This is a genomic window from Pseudomonas citri, from assembly GCF_025336485.1.
In the GTDB taxonomy this organism is placed as follows: Bacteria; Pseudomonadota; Gammaproteobacteria; order Pseudomonadales; family Pseudomonadaceae; genus Aquipseudomonas; species Aquipseudomonas citri.
The window spans coordinates 1-17,802 of record NZ_JAODAB010000009.1 but is presented as its reverse complement, the minus strand read 5'-3'; the positions used below and the strand labels follow the sequence as shown (position 1 = coordinate 17,802).

18 protein-coding genes are annotated in these 17,802 nt (G+C 62.7%); 11 read left to right on the top strand and 7 right to left on the bottom strand.

Annotated elements, in window-relative coordinates; translation table 11 throughout:
* Nucleotides 1–86: 86 nt before the first annotated feature.
* Nucleotides 87–413 carry a DOPA 4,5-dioxygenase family protein gene (locus tag N4Q37_RS12485; RefSeq protein ID WP_260958310.1) on the bottom strand — a complete coding sequence of 109 codons (327 nt, stop codon included), beginning with the start codon at nt 411–413 and terminating at the stop codon, nt 87–89.
* An 84-nt stretch (nt 414–497) separates the two neighbouring features.
* On the opposite strand from N4Q37_RS12485, the gene N4Q37_RS12480 reads away from it, so the two are divergent.
* Nucleotides 498–1,157: an NAD(P)-dependent oxidoreductase gene (locus N4Q37_RS12480; RefSeq protein WP_260958309.1), complete on the top strand. Its 660-nt coding sequence runs from the start codon at nt 498–500 to the stop codon at nt 1,155–1,157.
* Nucleotides 1,158–1,172: 15 nt separating this feature from the next.
* Here the strand turns inward: N4Q37_RS12480 and N4Q37_RS12475 are convergent, their stop codons facing one another.
* Nucleotides 1,173–2,123 (bottom strand): choline sulfate utilization transcriptional regulator, encoded by a 951-nt coding sequence (locus N4Q37_RS12475; RefSeq protein WP_260958308.1) that lies wholly within the window; start codon nt 2,121–2,123, stop codon nt 1,173–1,175.
* 114 nt (nt 2,124–2,237) lie between these two features.
* Here N4Q37_RS12475 and betC point away from each other — a divergent pair, with 114 nt between their 5' ends.
* The 3 genes from betC to N4Q37_RS12460 all read left to right on the top strand — a co-directional run bounded on the left by betC (nt 2,238) and on the right by N4Q37_RS12460 (nt 6,480).
* A complete protein-coding gene (gene betC / locus N4Q37_RS12470) occupies nt 2,238–3,749 on the top strand; it encodes a choline-sulfatase (protein WP_260958307.1) in 1,512 nt (503 codons plus the stop codon).
* A 20-nt stretch (nt 3,750–3,769) separates the two neighbouring features.
* A complete protein-coding gene (gene choX, locus N4Q37_RS12465) occupies nt 3,770–4,690 on the top strand; it encodes a choline ABC transporter substrate-binding protein (RefSeq protein WP_260958306.1) in 921 nt (306 codons plus the stop codon).
* Nucleotides 4,691–4,911: 221 nt separating this feature from the next.
* A complete protein-coding gene (locus N4Q37_RS12460; RefSeq protein ID WP_260958305.1) occupies nt 4,912–6,480 on the top strand; it encodes a SulP family inorganic anion transporter in 1,569 nt (522 codons plus the stop codon).
* A gap of 140 nt (nt 6,481–6,620) precedes the next feature.
* On the opposite strand, the gene aroE is transcribed toward N4Q37_RS12460, so the two are convergent.
* Nucleotides 6,621–7,442 (bottom strand): shikimate dehydrogenase, encoded by an 822-nt coding sequence (gene aroE / locus N4Q37_RS12455; RefSeq protein ID WP_260958304.1) that lies wholly within the window; start codon nt 7,440–7,442, stop codon nt 6,621–6,623.
* Between the two features lie 14 nt (nt 7,443–7,456).
* Entirely contained in the window at nt 7,457–8,371 is a 915-nt protein-coding gene (hemF, locus tag N4Q37_RS12450) for an oxygen-dependent coproporphyrinogen oxidase (RefSeq protein WP_260958303.1), read from the bottom strand.
* Nucleotides 8,372–8,535: 164 nt separating this feature from the next.
* On the opposite strand from hemF, the gene N4Q37_RS12445 reads away from it, so the two are divergent.
* On the top strand, nt 8,536–9,513 hold the full coding sequence (locus tag N4Q37_RS12445) for an NADPH:quinone reductase (RefSeq protein ID WP_260958302.1): 978 nt from the start codon (nt 8,536–8,538) through the stop codon (nt 9,511–9,513).
* 171 nt (nt 9,514–9,684) lie between these two features.
* Here N4Q37_RS12445 and N4Q37_RS12440 read toward each other — a convergent pair whose 3' ends face one another.
* From N4Q37_RS12440 to N4Q37_RS12430, 3 genes are all read right to left on the bottom strand, one after another.
* Nucleotides 9,685–10,242 (bottom strand): L-threonylcarbamoyladenylate synthase, encoded by a 558-nt coding sequence (locus N4Q37_RS12440; RefSeq protein ID WP_260958301.1) that lies wholly within the window; start codon nt 10,240–10,242, stop codon nt 9,685–9,687.
* Nucleotides 10,243–10,315: 73 nt separating this feature from the next.
* On the bottom strand, nt 10,316–11,410 hold the full coding sequence (gene dprA, locus N4Q37_RS12435; protein WP_260958300.1) for a DNA-processing protein DprA: 1,095 nt from the start codon (nt 11,408–11,410) through the stop codon (nt 10,316–10,318).
* A 92-nt stretch (nt 11,411–11,502) separates the two neighbouring features.
* A complete protein-coding gene (locus tag N4Q37_RS12430; RefSeq protein ID WP_260958299.1) occupies nt 11,503–12,528 on the bottom strand; it encodes a LysM peptidoglycan-binding domain-containing protein in 1,026 nt (341 codons plus the stop codon).
* Between the two features lie 166 nt (nt 12,529–12,694).
* Between N4Q37_RS12430 and def the strand changes: the two genes are divergently transcribed.
* From def to N4Q37_RS12400, 6 genes are all read left to right on the top strand, one after another.
* Nucleotides 12,695–13,201 (top strand): peptide deformylase, encoded by a 507-nt coding sequence (gene def / locus N4Q37_RS12425; protein WP_144931056.1) that lies wholly within the window; start codon nt 12,695–12,697, stop codon nt 13,199–13,201.
* A 71-nt stretch (nt 13,202–13,272) separates the two neighbouring features.
* Nucleotides 13,273–14,232, top strand: coding sequence for a methionyl-tRNA formyltransferase (gene fmt, locus N4Q37_RS12420; RefSeq protein WP_260958298.1), 960 nt, complete (start codon nt 13,273–13,275; stop codon nt 14,230–14,232).
* On the top strand, nt 14,229–15,539 hold the full coding sequence (gene rsmB, locus N4Q37_RS12415) for a 16S rRNA (cytosine(967)-C(5))-methyltransferase RsmB (protein WP_260958297.1): 1,311 nt from the start codon (nt 14,229–14,231) through the stop codon (nt 15,537–15,539). Before fmt ends, rsmB begins: the two co-directional genes overlap by 4 nt.
* Nucleotides 15,540–15,563: 24 nt before the next feature.
* Nucleotides 15,564–16,937: a Trk system potassium transporter TrkA gene (gene trkA, locus N4Q37_RS12410; RefSeq protein ID WP_260958296.1), complete on the top strand. Its 1,374-nt coding sequence runs from the start codon at nt 15,564–15,566 to the stop codon at nt 16,935–16,937.
* A 28-nt stretch (nt 16,938–16,965) separates the two neighbouring features.
* On the top strand, nt 16,966–17,277 hold the full coding sequence (locus tag N4Q37_RS12405) for a tetratricopeptide repeat protein (protein ID WP_260958295.1): 312 nt from the start codon (nt 16,966–16,968) through the stop codon (nt 17,275–17,277).
* A gap of 126 nt (nt 17,278–17,403) precedes the next feature.
* Nucleotides 17,404–17,802: hypothetical protein (locus N4Q37_RS12400; RefSeq protein WP_260958294.1), on the top strand; the 399-nt coding region annotated here is incomplete at its 3' end.

The following is a 17,802-nucleotide window of genomic DNA, read 5'->3' as shown; positions in this document are numbered from 1 at the left end:
CGGTAGTGGGGCGATCCTAATCGGGCAAGCTTTCAGCCAGCTTTCGCTGTTGCAATGGTTGATGACCGGCCAAACGAGCTTTTGCTTCATAAGGCTGACAGATCCAACGGCCGCACAGCCCCCATCCAAATTGCATGGTCAGTGTGATCGGCCAGCTCATCGCCGGTGTTCGGGTGCAGGAAGACCACCAGGCCTTTGCGATAGAGCGCCAGCCACGGCAGGACCACACCGATGTACTGCGGATCGAACGACAACTGACAGCTCCAGTCCGGGTGAGGGCCGACCGGGCGCTCGTGGACACGGCCCATTTTCACCGGAAACAGTCGCGACGCTTCCTCGCACAGTGCCCGCGCCTGGTCGATGGTGCTGGCGTCGAAATACACGTGGGCGTGATAGCCCTTGATTCGTTGCATTTGTCACTCCTTGTCAAAGCGGCCGAACCCTCTTCGTTTCCTGCGGGTCAGAGTTTTACACGCGCAAAGAAAGGAAACACAGCCATGAAAAATGCCGAAACCCCGGCCATCAAAGTGGTGCTCTATGGTGCCATGAGCAGCCTCGGTGGTGCGTTGATGGCTGAAATGTTGCGGCGCCAGCATGAAGTCATCGCCGTTCTCGATGACCTCACCGCGCTGGCACCGCGCCCGGGCCTGCGCACCAAGACCGGTGACCTGTTCGACCCGGAGCGGGTCAAGCAAAGCGTTGCCGGGGCCAGCGCCGTGGTGTGCCTGCTGAATGCACCGGGGTTGCCGATCAGTAGCGAACAAGTGGAGCGCACCTTGATTCCGGGGCCGGTGGAGCAAGTATTGGCGGTCGACGCGCTGATTGCCGGGATGGAGGCGGTGAAGGTCTCGCGTCTGTTCCTGGTAGGCGAATTTGCCGTGCTCGACGAGGAACCGGCGGACGATGATCTGCAACGCCACGCCGCCGAAGAAGTGCTCGATGCCTTGCAGCACAGTACGTTGCGATGGACCTTGGTCAATACGCCCTACGCCGTGCCAGGCTTGGGCATCGAGCATTTCAGCCAGGTCAGCACGAGCCTGGAGCCGGGCCTGGCCGAATCCCTGGCGCGGCTCAACCGAGTGGCGATCGGCATCGCCGATGAGCTGCGCTTGAACCTGCATGTCGGGCAGCACGTCAGTTTCGTGCCTGCCACGTAAAGGCCCTCGCCACGTTCAGACGGCAATCGATGGCAGCGGCAGGCCGGTGAGGGTTTCGGCGCTATTGGCTTGTTCTTCCATCAGCCAGTCGACGAATTGCCGGATCAACGCCCCGCGCCGTTTGCGTTGGGGCAGGACCACGTAATAACCCAGCCGCGACAGCACCGTTTCCTCAATGGGGCGGCACAGCAGCCCCTGCGCCAATAAGTTATCCACAAGGTGGCGCCAGCCGATGGCGACACCCTGGCCGCCAATCGCCGCTTGGATGAGCAAGGTGTAGTTGTCGAAACGCAATTGCCCGGGGGCCGGCGGCGAGGTGATGCCCAGCTCACGGAATACGCCGCTCCAGTCGAACCAACTGCTGCTGTTTTCCGCGCGCAGATGCAGCAACGGCAGTTCGGACAACATCTGCGCGGGCAGGGGCAGCGAGAGTTCCTTGAGCAACAAGGGGCTGCACACCGGAAAGACCTCTTCGCTGAACAACCACTGACTTTCGCCCTGTTTGAAGCGACCATCGCCGAACAGCACGGCTACGTCGATATCGGTGCGGAGCATCGCGTGGTTGCGCTCGCCGGTCACCAGGCTCACGTCTATTTGCGGGTTGGCGGCGTGAAAGCGGTGCAGGCGCGGCATCAGCCAGTAGGCGGCGAAGGCGAAATCGGTGGCGACTTGCAGCACCTCATGCTGATGCTGCGCGGTGATCGCGCTGAGTCCTGCGTCGATACTCTGCAAACCGGCCTGTACTTGCTCGAACAGGATGGTGCCCGCTTCGGTCAGTTCGATGCCACGGTAGATGCGATCGAACAGCCGCGTGCCCAGCTGTTCTTCCAAGCGCTTGATTTGCTGGCTAATGGCCGGTTGCGTAGTACCCAGTTCAATCGCCGCCGCCGTGAAGCTTCGATGGCGCGCAGCGGCCTCGAAGGCGCGGAACAGGTCCAGGGACAGGTCACCCAGGGCGTCATACATAAGCTGTGCTTATCCTAGTCATTATCCTGCGTGGGCTTTACCCCAACATCTGGGGGCCACATGCTCGATTGCAGCAATCTCGCATAACTGCCCACTATGGAATGCCGCGAATACATGAAGCGCAAGAACATTCTTTTCATCATGGCCGATCAAATGGCCGCGCCAATGTTGCCGATCTACGGTCCTTCGCCGATCAAGCTGCCCAATCTCTCGCGCCTGGCCGCCGAGGGCGTGGTGTTCGACTCGGCGTATTGCAACAGCCCGTTGTGCGCACCGTCACGCTTTACCCTGGTGAGCGGCCAGTTGCCCAGCAAGATCGGCGCCTACGATAACGCCGCGGATTTCCCTGCGGACGTTCCGACCTATGCCCACTACCTGCGTCGCCTCGGTTACCGCACGGCGTTGTCCGGCAAGATGCATTTTTGCGGGCCGGACCAGCTGCACGGCTACGAAGAACGCCTGACCAGCGACATTTACCCGGCCGACTACGGCTGGGCGGTGAACTGGGATGAACCGGACGTGCGACCCAGCTGGTATCACAACATGTCGTCGGTCTTGCAGGCTGGCCCTTGCGTGCGCACCAACCAGCTGGATTTTGACGAGGAGGTGGTGTTCAAGGCCCAGCAGTACCTGTTCGACCATATTCGCGAAGACGGCGACCAGCCGTTTTGCCTGACCGTGTCCATGACTCACCCTCACGACCCGTACACCATCCCCAAGGCCTTCTGGGACCTGTACGACGACGATGACATCCCGTTGCCGCACACCCCGGCGCAAACGCAGCTCGATCCGCATTCCCAACGCCTGCTGAAGGTGTATGACCTGTGGGACAAGCCGCTGCCTGTGGATAAGATTCGCGACGCTCGCCGGGCCTACTTCGGCGCGTGCAGCTACATCGACAGCAACGTTGGCAAGCTGCTGCAAACCCTGGAAGACACCGGCTTGATGGACGACACCATCATCGTCTTCTCCGGCGATCATGGGGACATGCTCGGCGAAAAAGGGCTCTGGTACAAAATGCACTGGTTCGAAATGGCCGCGCGTGTCCCACTGCTGATCAGCGCGCCGGGCCAGTTCGCCAGCGCTCGGGTCAGCGCCTCGGTGTCCACCGCCGACCTGTTGCCGACCCTGGTGGAACTGGCTGGCGGTACGCTGGAGCCGGGGCTGCCGCTGGATGGCCGCTCGCTGGTGCCGCACCTGCAAGGGCAGGGCGGGCATGACGAGGTCTTTGGCGAATACATGGCCGAAGGCACCATCAGCCCGTTGATGATGATCCGGCGCGGTCCATGGAAATTCATCTACAGCGAAGACGACCCGTGCTTGCTCTTCGACGTGCGAAACGACCCGACGGAAGCGAAGGATCTCAGCAAATCCCCCGAACATCAGCAGCTCTTCGCCGATTTTCTCGCTGAAGCACGCACCAAGTGGGACATCCCCACGCTTCACCGACAAGTACTCGCCAGCCAGCGACGGCGGCGTTTCGTGGCCCAGGCGCTGACCCTGGGCAAACTCAAGAGCTGGGATCACCAGCCGTGGGTGGATGCCAGTCAGCAATACATGCGCAACCACATCGATCTGGATGATCTGGAGCGCAAGGCTCGTTATCCACAACCCTGCCAAAATTAAATAAACGTAAGGGGACGCACATGCAAAAGTTATCCACAGTACTGACCGCTGGGCTGTTGGCGTTGAGCAGTGTCTCGGCCTGGGCCGAGCAGAGTTGCGAAACCGTGAAGATGGCCGACCCGGGCTGGAGCGACATTGCGGCGACGAACGCCATCACCACCTTCGTGCTCGAAGGCATGGGCTACAAGGCCAAGGTCGATACCCTCGCGGTGCCGATTACCTTTGGTGGCCTCAAGGATGGCCAGGTCGATGTGTTCCTGGGTAACTGGATGCCGGCGCAGCAGGGGTTCTATGACAAGTTCGTGGCCAGCGGCGACGTCACGCAACTGGCCAAGAACCTCGATGGCACCGAGTTCACCCTGGCCGTCCCGGACTACGTCTGGGACGCGGGTGTGCATAACTTCGCGGACCTGAACAAATTCGCCGACAAGTTCGACAAGAAGATCTATGGCATCGGCTCCGGCGCCCCGGCCAACCTCTCCCTGAAAGAAATCATCAGCAAGAATGACTTCAACATGGGCGAGTGGAAACTGGTGGAATCCAGCGAACAGGCGATGTTGGCGGAAGTCTCCCGGGCCGTGAAAAAGCAGAAGTTCGTGACCTTCCTCGGCTGGACGCCACACCCGATGAACGTGCAGCTGAAAATGCACTACCTCAAGGGCGGGGAGAAGTACTTCGGCGACACCGGCAGCGTCCATACCCTGACGCGCAAAGGTTATGCACAGGCCTGCCCGAACGTGGGCAAGTTCTTGACCAACCTGAGTTTCACCCAGGACATGGAAAACAGCATCATGGCGAACGTGGTGAACAACAAGGTCAGCAACGCCGACGCGGCCAAGGCCTGGATCAAGGCCAACCCGGCCGTGCTGGACAAATGGCTGGAGGGCGTGAAAACGGTCGATGGCCAGGATGCGTTGGCGGCGGTGAAGGCCAAACTGTAAGGCTGTGGATAACTCGCTGTGGGGGGAGCTTGTTGTGGCGAGGGAGCTTGCTCCCGCTGGGCCGGTCCGCGTTCGGGCATAGCAGGCCCCAACCCAGGGATCGGCGGGCACAGGTTTGGGAGGGCTTTGCCCTCCAGCGGGAGCAAGCTCCCTCGCCACGGTAAGCCCTTGTCCCAGAGAGCACCTGTTACTCTTTCGCCAAACCCCACCCTTGAGGCCCCATGGCAATCCCCACCGTCCGTTCACTTTTCCCGTTCCTGAGCTGGCTGCCCCGGCAGACCCGCGCCAGTGTCGGGCGTGATCTCATCGTCGGCCTGAGCGGCGCGATTCTCGCGTTGCCGCAGTCCATTGCCTACGCGCTGATTGCCGGTTTACCTCCCGAGTACGGCTTGTACGCAGCGATCGTGCCGGTATTGATCGCTTGTCTGTGGGGTTCGTCCTGGCACCTGATCTGCGGGCCCACGGCAGCGATCTCCATCGTCCTGTATGCCAGTGTCAGCCCGCTGGCGGTGCCCGCGACCCAGGACTACGTCACCCTGATCCTGTTACTGACAGTGCTGGCGGGCATTTTCCAGTGGTTGTTGGGGTTGTTGCGGTTCGGGGCGCTGGTGAACTTCGTCTCGCACTCGGTGGTGCTTGGTTTCACCCTGGGGGCGGCGGTGGTCATCGCGCTGGGGCAACTGCCGAACCTGCTGGGGCTCGACCTGGCGAACGAAGCCACGGCGTTGAAAGGGCTGGCGCTGCTGGTCAGTCACCTCGGGGCTGTGGATAAACCTTCGTTGCTGTTGGGCCTGGGCACCCTGGTGCTGGGGATCGTCTTCAAGCGCTTGCTGCCGCGCTGGCCGAGTCTGTTGATGGCGCTCGTCATCAGCAGCCTGGTGGTCTGGTTGTGGCCGGCGATGTTCGGGCATGTGGCGTTGGTCAGCGCCTTCGCCGGGCGTCTGCCGCCGCTCGCGTCGCTGCCGTTGGATCTTGAATTGATCCTGCGCCTGCTGCCCGGCGCCGTCGCAGTGGGCATGCTCGGGTTGGTCACCAGCCTGTCCATCGCGCGCTCATTGTCGGTACGTTCCGGGCAGTTGCTCGACGCGAACCAGGAGGTCCGGGCACAGGGGCTTTCCAACGTCATTGGCGGATTCTTCTCCGGATCGTTGTCGGCCGGTTCCTTCACCCGCTCCGGCCTCAGCTATGAAGCTGGCGCCTGTTCACCGCTGGCCGGCATTTTCTCGGCGCTGTGGGTGGCCTTGTTTGCGCTCGCCGGGGCGAAACTGATCGCCCACATCCCGATTCCGGCCATGGCTGGCAGCATTCTGTTGATCGCCTGGGGCCTGGTCGACCACCGTGCCTTGCGGGCGTTGTACCGCGTGAGCCATGCCGAGTTCATGGTCATGGGCCTGACTTGCCTGGCCACGCTGCTGTTGGAGCTGCAAACCGCCATCTATGCCGGCGTGCTGGCGTCGCTGTTCTTTTACCTCAAGCGCACCTCGCAACCGCGGGTGCAGCATTTTCGCGAAGGCGAGGCAGAGATCCTGCGAGTGGGCGGCTCGATCTTCTTTGGCGCCAGCCATTACCTGCAAGTGCGCCTGCAACGGTTGCAAGCGCAACGGGTGGTGATCGAAGCCCAGCAGATCAACTTCATCGATTATTCCGGGGTGGAAATGCTCCATCAGGAAGCCCGGCGCCTGCGCAGCCACGGCCGCAGCCTGACCTTGCGCAAGGCCCGGCCGCAGGTGGTGGAGGAGTTATTGAAGCTTGAGGGCGAGCAGCACTGCCCGATCCTTTTTGAGGATTGAACATTCTCAAGACTTGAGACAACCCTGTGGCGAAGGAGCTTGCTGTGGCGAGGGAGCTTGCTCCCGCTGGGCTGCGCAGCGGCCCCAAAAGTTTAGGGAGGGCTTCGCCCTCCAGCGGGAGCAAGCTCCCTCGCCACGGTTTATAGCGCTAGCTGTCTACGAAGCTCAGCCAGTACCGGCGCGGTGTCCGGGCGTACCCCGCGCCACAGGTAGAACGCCTCGCCAGCCTGTTCGGCCAACATGCCCAGGCCATCCATCGCCACGGCCGCGCCGTGTTCCTTGGCCCAGCGGCAAAAGGACGTCGGCTCCTTGCCATACATCATGTCGTAGCAAAACGTCTTGCCAGGCTCAATCAAACTTCCGGCAATCGGCGGTACATCGCCTGACAGGCTTGCGGAAGTGGCGTTGATGATCAGGTCCACCGGCTCTTGCAGCCAGTCAAAACCACTGGCCGAGACCGGGCCCAGATCGGCGAACAACTCGGCCAGCAATTCGGCCTTTTCCACCGTGCGGTTGGCGATGATCACCGAAGCCGGCGCCTCGGCCAGCAACGGTTCCAGGGCGCCGCGCACCGCGCCGCCAGCCCCCAGCAGCAGGATGCGCTTGCCCTTGAGGCTCAAGCCGGCGTTGACGGTCAGGTCCCGTACCAACCCGGCGCCGTCGGTGTTATCGCCCAACAGACGGCCGTCAGCCAGTTTGCTCAGCGTGTTGACCGCCCCGGCCCGCTGCGCCCGTTCGGTCAACTGGTCGGCGAGCCGGAAGGCATCTTCCTTGAACGGCACGGTGACATTCGCCCCACGCCCCTCACGGAAAAATTCCCGCGCGCAACCGGCAAAATCCTCCAGCGGCGCGAGCAAGGTGGTGTAGTCCAGTCGCTGTCCGGTCTGTTCGGCGAACAGGCGGTGGATCAGCGGCGACTTGCTGTGGCCGATCGGGTTACCCATTACAACGTAGCGATCCATGGACATCCCCTCGTTCAAGCCGTCGCCAGCCAATCGCGATCCTGCAGGAAGTACTCGGTCAACCGTGCTTCTTCGCTGCCCGGTTCGGCTTTCCAGTCGTAGCCCCAGCGCACTTGCGGCGGCAGCGACATCAGGATCGATTCGGTGCGCCCGCCCGATTGCAGCCCGAACAGCGTGCCACGGTCGTAGACCAGGTTGAACTCCACGTAGCGGCCGCGGCGGAATTCCTGGAATTCGCGCTGCTTGGCGGTGAACGGATCCTGTTTGCGGCGACGCACGATGGGCAGGTAGGCGTCGATGTAGGCATCGCCGATGGCGCGGATGAAGGCAAAGCAGGTGTCGAAACCCCACTCGTTCAGGTCGTCGAAGAACAGGCCGCCGATCCCCCGGGGCTCGTTGCGATGCTTGAGGTGGAAATAGCTGTCGCACCAGGCTTTGTAGCGCGGGTAGACGTCCGGCCCGAACGGCGCGCAGGCCTGCTCGGCGATGCGGTGCCAATGCACGCAGTCTTCCTCCACGCCGTAGTAAGGCGTCAGGTCGAAACCGCCGCCGAACCACCAGACCGGCTCTTCGCCTTCCTTTTCGGCGATGAAAAATCGCACGTTGGCGTGGGAAGTCGGCACGTGGGGGTTATGCGGGTGGATCACCAGCGACACGCCGAGGGCTTCGAAGCCGCGCCCGGCCAGTTCCGGCCGATGGGCACTGGCCGACGGTGGCAGGCCGCTGCCGAAGACGTGGGAAAAATTCACGCCGCCCTTTTCGATCACCGTGCCGTTTTCGATCACCCGCGTGCGACCGCCACCACCGGCAGGCCGGGTCCAGGCGTCTTCAACGAAGCGCGTGCCGCCGTCCTCGGCTTCCAGGGCGGCGCAGATGCGGTCTTGCAGGTCGAGCAGGTAGGCTTTCACGGCCTCGGTGCGAGTGGTCATGACATCACCTTGATCAGGGCTTCGCTGCGCGGCGTACAGCGGGCCGGTGGCAAATGGGCGCACAGGATACCACCGCACTTGTCCACGCCACAGTTGACGAAGGTCAAGCTTAGGAGTCCGATGGCAGGCCTGGTAAAAAGTCCTGTGACATGGAGAGAGTGAAGATGGCCAAACGTATCCAGTTCAGTTTCCACGGCGGTCCCGAAGTACTTGAGTACGTGGACTACCAGCCCGCCGAGCCGGGCCCGCAGCAGGTGCGCGTCAGCAACCGGGCGATCGGCCTGAATTTCATCGACACCTATTACCGCAGCGGTCTTTATCCGCCACCAGCCTTGCCGTCAGGCCTGGGCGCCGAGGGGGCGGGGGTGGTCGAGGCGGTCGGCAGCGGCGTCACGCGGTTCAAGGTGGGCGACCGCGTGGCTTATGGCAGCGGGCCACTGGGCGCCTACAGCGACGTGCATGTGCTGCCCGAGGCCAACCTGGTGCACCTGCCCGACTCCATCAGTTTCGAACAGGCGGCCGGGGTGATGCTCAAGGGCCTGACCGTGCAGTACCTGTTGCGCCAGACCTATGAGCTCAAGGGTGGCGAAACCATCTTGTTCCATGCTGCCGCCGGTGGCGTGGGTTCGTTGGCCTGCCAGTGGGCCAAGGCCCTGGGCGTGAAGCTGATCGGTACTGTCAGCTCGCCGGAAAAAGCCGCCATCGCCCAATCCCACGGCGCCTGGGCAACCATCGACTACAGCAAGGAAAACGTCGTACAGCGCGTGCTGGAACTGACTGACGGCAAAAAAGTGCCCGTGGTCTACGACGGGGTCGGCAAGGACACTTGGCTGACGTCCCTGGATTGCGTCGCCCCCCGGGGTCTGGTGGTGAGTTTCGGCAATGCGTCCGGCGCAGTCGACGGCGTGAACCTTGGGATTCTATCGGCCAAGGGTTCGCTGTATGTCACCCGCCCGACCCTGGCGACCTACGCCAACAACGCCGAAAACCTGCAGCGCATGGCCGATGAACTGTTCGGGATGATCAGCAGCGGCAAGCTTTCGGTGGACATCAACCAGCGTTATCCACTGGCTGACGCGGCCAAGGCCCAGGCCGAACTGTCGGCGCGGCGGACGACGGGGTCGACCATTCTTCTGCCTTGAATGACAGGATATTTGTGAGGGCCTCATCGCGGGCAAGCCTTGCTCCCACAGAATCCAATTTGTGAGAGCAAGGTTTCCTTCCACAGAACTTGGCCTGTGAGAGCAAGATTTTCTTCCATAGAGCTTGGTCTGTGGGAGCAAGGCTTGCCCGCGATGAACGATGACGCGGTATCAGTCCGGCCGAACCACTTTCCCGGTCGCCAGGTCGCGGATCACGCTGGGGTTCTTGCGCCCGCCCAGGTTGCCGCCCAGCACCAGGTCGATCTGCCCGCGAAAATACTGCTCGACGCGAATCCGCGTGCGTGCCGCCGGGCGGCCCTGGGGGTTGGCCGAGGTCGACACCAGCGGTCCGACCAATGAGCACAGGTCACGTACGGTAGGGTGGTCGCTGACCCGCAGTGCGACGGTGTCATGCACTCCGGTGATCCATTCCGGCAACAGGTTCTGGTGCGGCACCAGCCAGGTATTGGGCCCCGGCCAGGTACTGGCCATGCGGTCCATCCACATCTGGGGGAAATCCTCGAAGAGAAAATCGAACTGGTGAATGTTATCGGCCACCAGGATCAGCCCTTTGTCAGGCAGTCGCGACTTGATCGCCAGCAAGCGTTCCACCGCTTCTTCGTTCCACGGATCGCAGCCCAGGCCCCAGACCGCTTCGGTTGGATAGGCAATCACCGCCCCGGCGCGAATTTCTCGCGCGGCTTGTTGCACACGCCAACTATTGACCATGAAGGATTCTCCGCAACGCAAATAAGGCTGTGCGCAGTTTACCGATCTTACTTATAAAACCTAGCGTACAAACCTAACGCGCAAACCAGCGGCCATTGTCACACGTGGCCCGTCCCTCCATTTCCAGCTCGGTCAGCGCCGCCAGCACTTTGGACAAGCCCCAGCCACTGGCCTCGGCCAACGCTTCGCTGCTCAACGGCGCGGCATGGAGCAGGCGCAGCAGCGGATGGGTCGCAGGCACCGGTTCTGAAGCCAACGGCAACCGCTGCCAGCCGCGCAACGCCTCGAGGATGTGCTCGACGGTTTCCACCAGCGCCGCGCCGTCGCGGATCAACTGATGACAACCGCGGGCCCCCGGATGATGGATCGAGCCGGGAATGGCGTACACCTCGCGACCCTGTTCCGCCGCGAGCCGTGCGGTGATCAGCGAACCGCTGGCCACACTGGCCTCGACCACCAGCACGCCCAGGGACAACCCGCTGATGATCCGATTGCGGCGCGGAAAGTTGCTGGCGTGGGGCGGCGTGTCCAACGGAAACTCCGAAACCACGGCGCTGCCTTGGGCAATCATCGCGTCGGCCAGTCGACGATTGCGCTGTGGATAAAATTTTTCCAACCCGGTGCCCAATACCCCGATGGTCTGCCCGCCGACATCCAGCGCGGCTTGATGCGCGGCAGCATCGATGCCCAGGGCCAGGCCGCTGGTGATGACGAAACCGGCGCCGGCCAGGCTCCGGGAAAACGCCGCCGCCGTGTCCATGCCTGGTCGCGATGCACGACGACTGCCGACCATCGCCAACTGCGGTTTTTCCAGGATCCCGGCGTCGCCGGCAACGAACAGCAGCGGTGGTGCATCGCTGATCTGCGCCAGCAAGGCCGGGTAGTCAGGTTGGTCCCACATCAGTAAATGCTGGGCCGGAGCCTTGAGCCAGGCCATGGCATGGACGGCGCCGTCACGTACATCCGGGTTGCGCCGAGCCTCGGCACAGGTGGCTGGCAAGCCCAGCGCTCGCCATGCGCTGGCCGGTGCGCTGATGGCTTTCGACGCCGAGCCAAAGGCGCTCATCAGGGTCATGAAACGTTTGGGGCCCAGCTCCGGCAAACGGTGCAGGCGCAGACGAGCTTCCAGCTCCGCTGGGGAAACCGAAGCAGATTCAGGCAATGGCATGGATCATCCTTGATCGTTATAAAGCCCCTTACTCAGGGGAATAAGCTGTGGATAACTCTGTTGGTAACTTGTGAGGTTCGTCGCCTTTTGGGTCAGGGATTGCGCACCTTGTCGAGCACTGCCAACGAGCGCGAGGCATAGAGCACCAAGCCGTAGCTGAGCTTGTCGTAGGTGCGGAACACCATCAGCAGGCCGGCCCGTTCGTCGGGAATTTTCACCGGTTGACCGGTGATGCGGTCGCGCACGGTTTCGCCGGTCTTCATCACCGCCAGCACATTGCCTTCGGTCAGCCCATCGCGCTGGCCCTTGTTCAGGGTGACCACGTCCAGCGCGCCGATCTGGGTCACGCCCCGGGGCACGTCGAGGATCAGCCCGTCGATCGCCGATGTTGGCGCGCTGGGCATGAAGGTCGAGTTGATCGAGCGTTCCTCACCGCTGAACAGCCGGTCGCCGAGGCGCACTTCCTGGGTGGTGCGTTGCAGGGCGAGGGTGGTGACGTCGGCCTCGCTGGCAATCACCTGCGCGCCGCCGATGTCGTCGGCGTTGATGCCCAGGAACTCCTGGGTCTTGGGATCGGTGTAGATTTTGCCCTGGCGGAAGATGCCATAGGCCGATTGGTTCGCGTCGAATGTGCCGCGGGCAAAGATCCGGTCACCCGTACCGCTGAGCACCCGTTCGGCATCGCCGGCGACGATGTAGGGCGCCTTGTTGAAGTCCTCGGCCCGGTCGACGATGCGGTTGCTCAGCAGGAAGCTGTTGATCGCTTGCAGCGGGATGCTCGGGATGGCGTCCGCTACCGGTGAGCTGCGAATGCGGGGTGACAACTTGATGGTGCCGCGTGAAGCGCCGCGGTTGAGGGTCAGGCGCGGCTGGCCGTCGATGTAGACCAGCGACAGGGTGTCGCCGGGATAGATCAGGTCCGGGTTCTGGATCTGCGGGTTGGCGTGCCAGAGTTCGGGCCATTTCCAGGGCTCGCGCAGGTATTTGCCGGCGATGTCCCACAGCGTGTCCCCCGTCGCCACCGTGTACTGCTGGGGAAAACCTTCCCGAAGTTGCACTTGCCCGTGCGCGATACCGGCCGAGGCCAGGAGCAGCAGGGCGAGTAGTGATTTCCTCATGCGGTGAATCCCTTTATCATGTGCGTTCGCGTAAAACGCCAGAGCCCCCATGGCCCGCCCCGTGAGGCACTAAGCTTCAAGAGCGACGTTTTACAACGGTAGCCTGCATCCCAAGACACGCCAGGCCAGCCACCGACTTCAGCCCACACGTGCATTGATCAAGCTTATGGCCATTTTGAACATCCTCGAATTTCCGGACCCGCGCCTGCGCACTATCGCCAAACCGGTGGCCGTAGTGGACGACGAAGTGCGTCAGTTGGTCGATGACATGTTTGAAACAATGTATGAAGCACCGGGTATCGGCCTCGCCGCGACCCAGGTCAACGTGCACAAGCGTATCGTCGTGATGGACCTCTCCGAAGACCGCAGCGAGCCGCGAGTGTTCATCAACCCTGAGTTCGAAACCCTCACCGACGAGATGGAGCAATACCAGGAAGGCTGCCTTTCGGTACCCGGCTTCTACGAGAACGTCGACCGTCCGCAGAAGGTCAAGATCAAGGCGTTGGACCGTGACGGCCAGCCCTACGAACTGATCGCCGAGGGTTTGCTCGCCGTGTGCATCCAGCATGAATGCGACCACCTCAACGGCAAGTTGTTCGTCGACTACCTGTCGACCCTCAAGCGTGACCGGATCAAGAAAAAACTGGAAAAGATTCATCGCCAGAATGCTTGATGCCCCTCTTCAAAGGCTTGCCACGGCAAGCCTTTTTCTTTTTGCGACTGCTTTGTAACTGAGAGCCTCCCATGACTGAGCCCCTGCGCATCGTCTTTGCCGGCACCCCTGAATTTGCCGCCGAACACCTCAAGGCCCTGCTGGCCAGCCCTCACGAAATCGTCGCGGTCTATACCCAGCCGGATCGCCCGGCCGGTCGTGGGCAAAAACTGATGCCCAGCCCGGTCAAGCAACTTGCTCTGGATAATGGCCTCCCGGTGTTGCAGCCGCCGACCCTGCGCGACGCGCAGGCCCAGGCCGAACTGGCGGCGCTGAAACCGGATTTGATGGTGGTGGTGGCCTACGGCCTGATCCTGCCCCAAGTGGTGCTGGACATCCCGCGTCTGGGTTGCATCAACAGCCACGCCTCGCTGCTGCCACGCTGGCGCGGTGCGGCGCCGATCCAGCGCGCCGTGGAAGCGGGTGACGCCGAGAGCGGCGTCACCGTGATGCGCATGGAAGCCGGCCTCGACACCGGGCCGATGCTGCTCAAAGTCAGCACGCCCATCAGCGCCGAGGACACCGGCGGCAGCCTGCATGACCGCCTCGCACTGATCGGCCCGCCTGCCGTGGTCCAGGCCATTGCCGGGCTGGCCGCCGGTACGCTGGAAGGCGAAGTGCAGGATGACAGCCTGGCAACCTACGCCCATAAACTGAACAAGGACGAGGCCCGCCTCGATTGGAGTCGCCCGGCCGTCGAGCTGGAGCGCCTGGTGCGTGCCTTCAACCCATGGCCGATCTGCCACAGCACCCTGAACGGCGAAGCCCTGAAAGTGCTGGCCGCCAGCCTTGCTGAAGGCAAGGGCACACCGGGTGAAATCCTCAGTGCCAGCAAGGACGGCCTGGTCGTCGCCTGCGGTGAGCAAGCGCTGTGCCTGACCCGTCTGCAATTGCCCGGAGGCAAGGCGTTGGGCTTCAGCGACCTGTTCAACAGCCGTCGCGAGAAATTCGCCGTCGGCACGCTTCTCGGCCAACCGGCGGACGCCTCATGAACCCGCGCCTGGCCGCCGCCAAGGCACTCGCCGCCGTACTCAGCGGCAAAGCTTCCCTCAACAGTGCCCTGCCGACGCAGATGGACAAAGTGGAAGACCGTGACCGCGGTTTCACCCAGGACCTGGCGTTCGGCACCGCCCGCTGGCAACCGCGCCTGTCGGCCCTGGCCGCCAAGCTGTTGCAGAAACCGTTCAAGGCCGCCGATGCCGACGTCGAAGCACTGTTGCTAGTGGGCCTGTACCAACTGCTCTACACCCGCGTGCCCGCCCATGCCGCCATCGGTGAAACCGTGGGCTGCGCCGACAAACTGAAAAAGCCCTGGGCCAAGGCTCTGCTCAACGCCGTGCTGCGCCGCGCCCAGCGCGAAAGCGAAAGCCTGCTGGCCGAGCTGGAGCGTGACCCTGTGGTGCGCACGGCCCACCCGCGCTGGTTGCAGAAATCCTTGAAAGCCTTCTGGCCCGAGCAATGGGAAGCCATCTGCGCGGCCAACAATGCCCATCCGCCGATGATCCTGCGGGTCAACCGGCGTCACCATAGCCGCGAAGCCTACCTGGCCCTGCTGGGCGAAGCCGGTATTCCGGCCAGGCCGTGTGAATACAGCCGCGACGGCATCCTGCTGGAAACGCCGGGCGATGTACGCACGCTGCCGGGCTTTGCCGAGGGCTGGATCAGCGTCCAGGACGAAGCCGCGCAACTGGCCGCCGACCTGCTGGAACTGGCGCCCGGCCAACGGGTGCTCGACGCCTGCTGCGCACCGGGTGGCAAGACCTGCCACATCCTCGAAGCCGAGCCGAAGCTGGCCGGCGTAGTGGCGGTGGATCTGGAAGCCAAGCGCCTGGTGCGGGTGCAGGAAAACCTCCAGCGCCTGGGCCTGAACGCCGAACTGATCGCCGCCGACGGCCGCGACACCGCGACCTGGTGGGACGGCAAGCCGTTCCAGCGCATCCTCCTCGACGCTCCATGTTCGGCCACTGGCGTGATCCGCCGTCATCCGGACATCAAGCTCACCCGCCAGCCCGACGACATCGCCGCCCTGGCGCTGTTGCAGGGCGAACTGCTCGACGCGATGTGGCAGACCCTGGATGTGGGCGGGATCCTGCTCTACGCCACCTGTTCGACGTTGCCGACCGAAAACACCGAAGTGATCGAGGCCTTTCTCGCCCGCACCCCCGGCGCCCGGGAACTGGACATCGCCACCCAGGCTGGCGTGAAACAGCCCCATGGTCGCCAGTTGCTGGCCCAGGAAGGCGGTCACGACGGCTTCTACTACGCCAAGTTGATCAAGATCGCCGCCGCACGCGGTTAAGACCGATTCGAAAGGAGTGAACGGATGAAGATCATCATCCTCGGCGCAGGGCAGGTGGGCGGTACGCTGGCGGAACACCTGGCGAGCGAAGCCAATGACATCACCGTGGTCGACACCGACGGCGAACGCCTGCGGGATTTGGGTGACCGCCTCGACATCCGCACCGTACAAGGTCGCGGGTCTTTTCCTACGGTGCTGCGCCAGGCCGGCGCCGACGATGCCGACATGCTGGTGGCCGTCACCAACAGCGATGAAACCAACATGGTCGCCTGCCAGGTGGCCCACACGCTGTTCCACACCCCGACCAAGATCGCCCGGGTGCGCGAAGCGGCCTACCTGACCCGCGCCGGGCTGTTCGACAACGACGCGATCCCGGTGGATGTGCTGATCAGCCCCGAACAAGTGGTGACTAACTACATCAAGCGCCTGATCGAACACCCTGGCGCCTTGCAGGTGATCGACTTCGCCGAAGGCAAGGCGCAACTGGTGGCGGTCAGGGCCTACTACGGCGGGCCGCTGGTGGGCCAGCAACTGCGCCAGTTGCGCGAGCACATGCCGAATGTGGAAACCCGCGTCGCAGCGATCTTCCGCCGTGACCGCGCGATCCTGCCCCAGGGCGACACGGTGATCGAGGCGGACGACGAGGTGTTCTTCATCGCCGCCAAGGCCAACATTCGCGCGGTGATGGGCGAAATGCGCCGCCTCGACGAAAGCTACAAGCGCATCGTCATCGCCGGCGGCGGGCAGATCGGCGAGCGCCTGGCCGAAGCGATCGAAAGCCGCTACCAGGTCAAGATCATCGAAATGAGCCCGGCGCGCTGCCGCTACCTTTCAGACAACCTCGACAGCACCGTGGTACTGCAAGGCAGCGCCTCGGACCGCGACCTGCTGCTGGAAGAAAACATCGCCGACGCCGACATCTTCCTGGCCCTGACCAACGACGACGAAGCCAACATCATGTCCTCGCTGCTGGCCAAGCGCCTGGGCGCGAAGAAGGTCATGACCATCATCAACAACCCGGCCTACGTCGACCTGATCCAGGGCGGCGACATCGACATCGCCATCAGCCCGCAACTGGCGACCATCGGCACCTTGCTCGCCCACGTGCGCCGCGGCGACATCGTCAGCGTACACTCCCTGCGCCGTGGCGCGGCCGAAGCCATCGAGGCGATCGCCCATGGCGACGCCAAATCCAGCAAAGTGATTGGCAAAGCCATCCGCGACATCGGCCTGCCGCCAGGCACCACCATCGGCGCGATCATCCGCGACGAAGAAGTGCTGATCGCCCATGACGACACCACGGTCCAGACCGGCGACCATGTGATCCTGTTCCTGGTGGACAAGAAGCACATCCGCGATGTCGAGAAGTTGTTCCATGTGGGGTTGAGCTTCTTCTGACACAGGAACCCAATACAGGAGTTTTCAAATGCTGGATTCCCTGGAAAAAATGCTCGCCAAGGGTACGGACAACGCCCTGCTGCGCTTCGGCCTGGGCAAGGGCTACCTCGACCTCGGCGAATTCGCCCGCGCCGCCGAACACTTCCAACACTGCGTCGAATTCGACCCCAAGTACTCGGCCGCCTGGAAGCTGCTGGGCAAAGCCTACCAGGGCCAGGGCGACCTACCAGCCGCGCGCCAGGCCTGGGAACAAGGCCTGCAAGCCGCCCGCGCCCATGGTGACAAACAGGCTGAAAAGGAAATGACGGTGTTTCTCAAGAAGCTGGATCGTCATTCCTGATACCAAGCTTCCCGTGGCGAGGGAGCGGTTAACGTGGGTTGCCTTTATCCAGTACGCTGAAATGATTTGAATCCAACACGCTCGTTGTAGAGAATCGCCCCCTTTTGTCTCGAAGGGATATGAGCGATGAAGTTCGAAGGGACTTTCCAATACATGGGCAATCACGGGGTCGTCTTCAACGTCTCGCAGATCACCCTCACCGACAGCGAACGCGGACGCCTGCGCGAGCTGCATTTTGGCGAGGCGAAACGCGCCCACTATGAGGTCAACAGCAAGGTCGTCGAGGTGTACGACAAGATGCAGGCCAAGAACCTGCCTTGTGTGATGATGATCGGTATCTCCAAGCCGTTGACCCGGCAACAGGGCGATGCCCTCAATACCCAACGCACCGCGATCGCCAATCTTGCTGCCAGTGCCTTTGCTGCCGCCACCAAGGTCGTGGCCCCCTCCGGCGTTTTTCAAGGTAGTTGTCGCGTCAGCCATCAAACTATGCAGCTTGTTCGAGGTGCTGTTGCTCTTGATCAG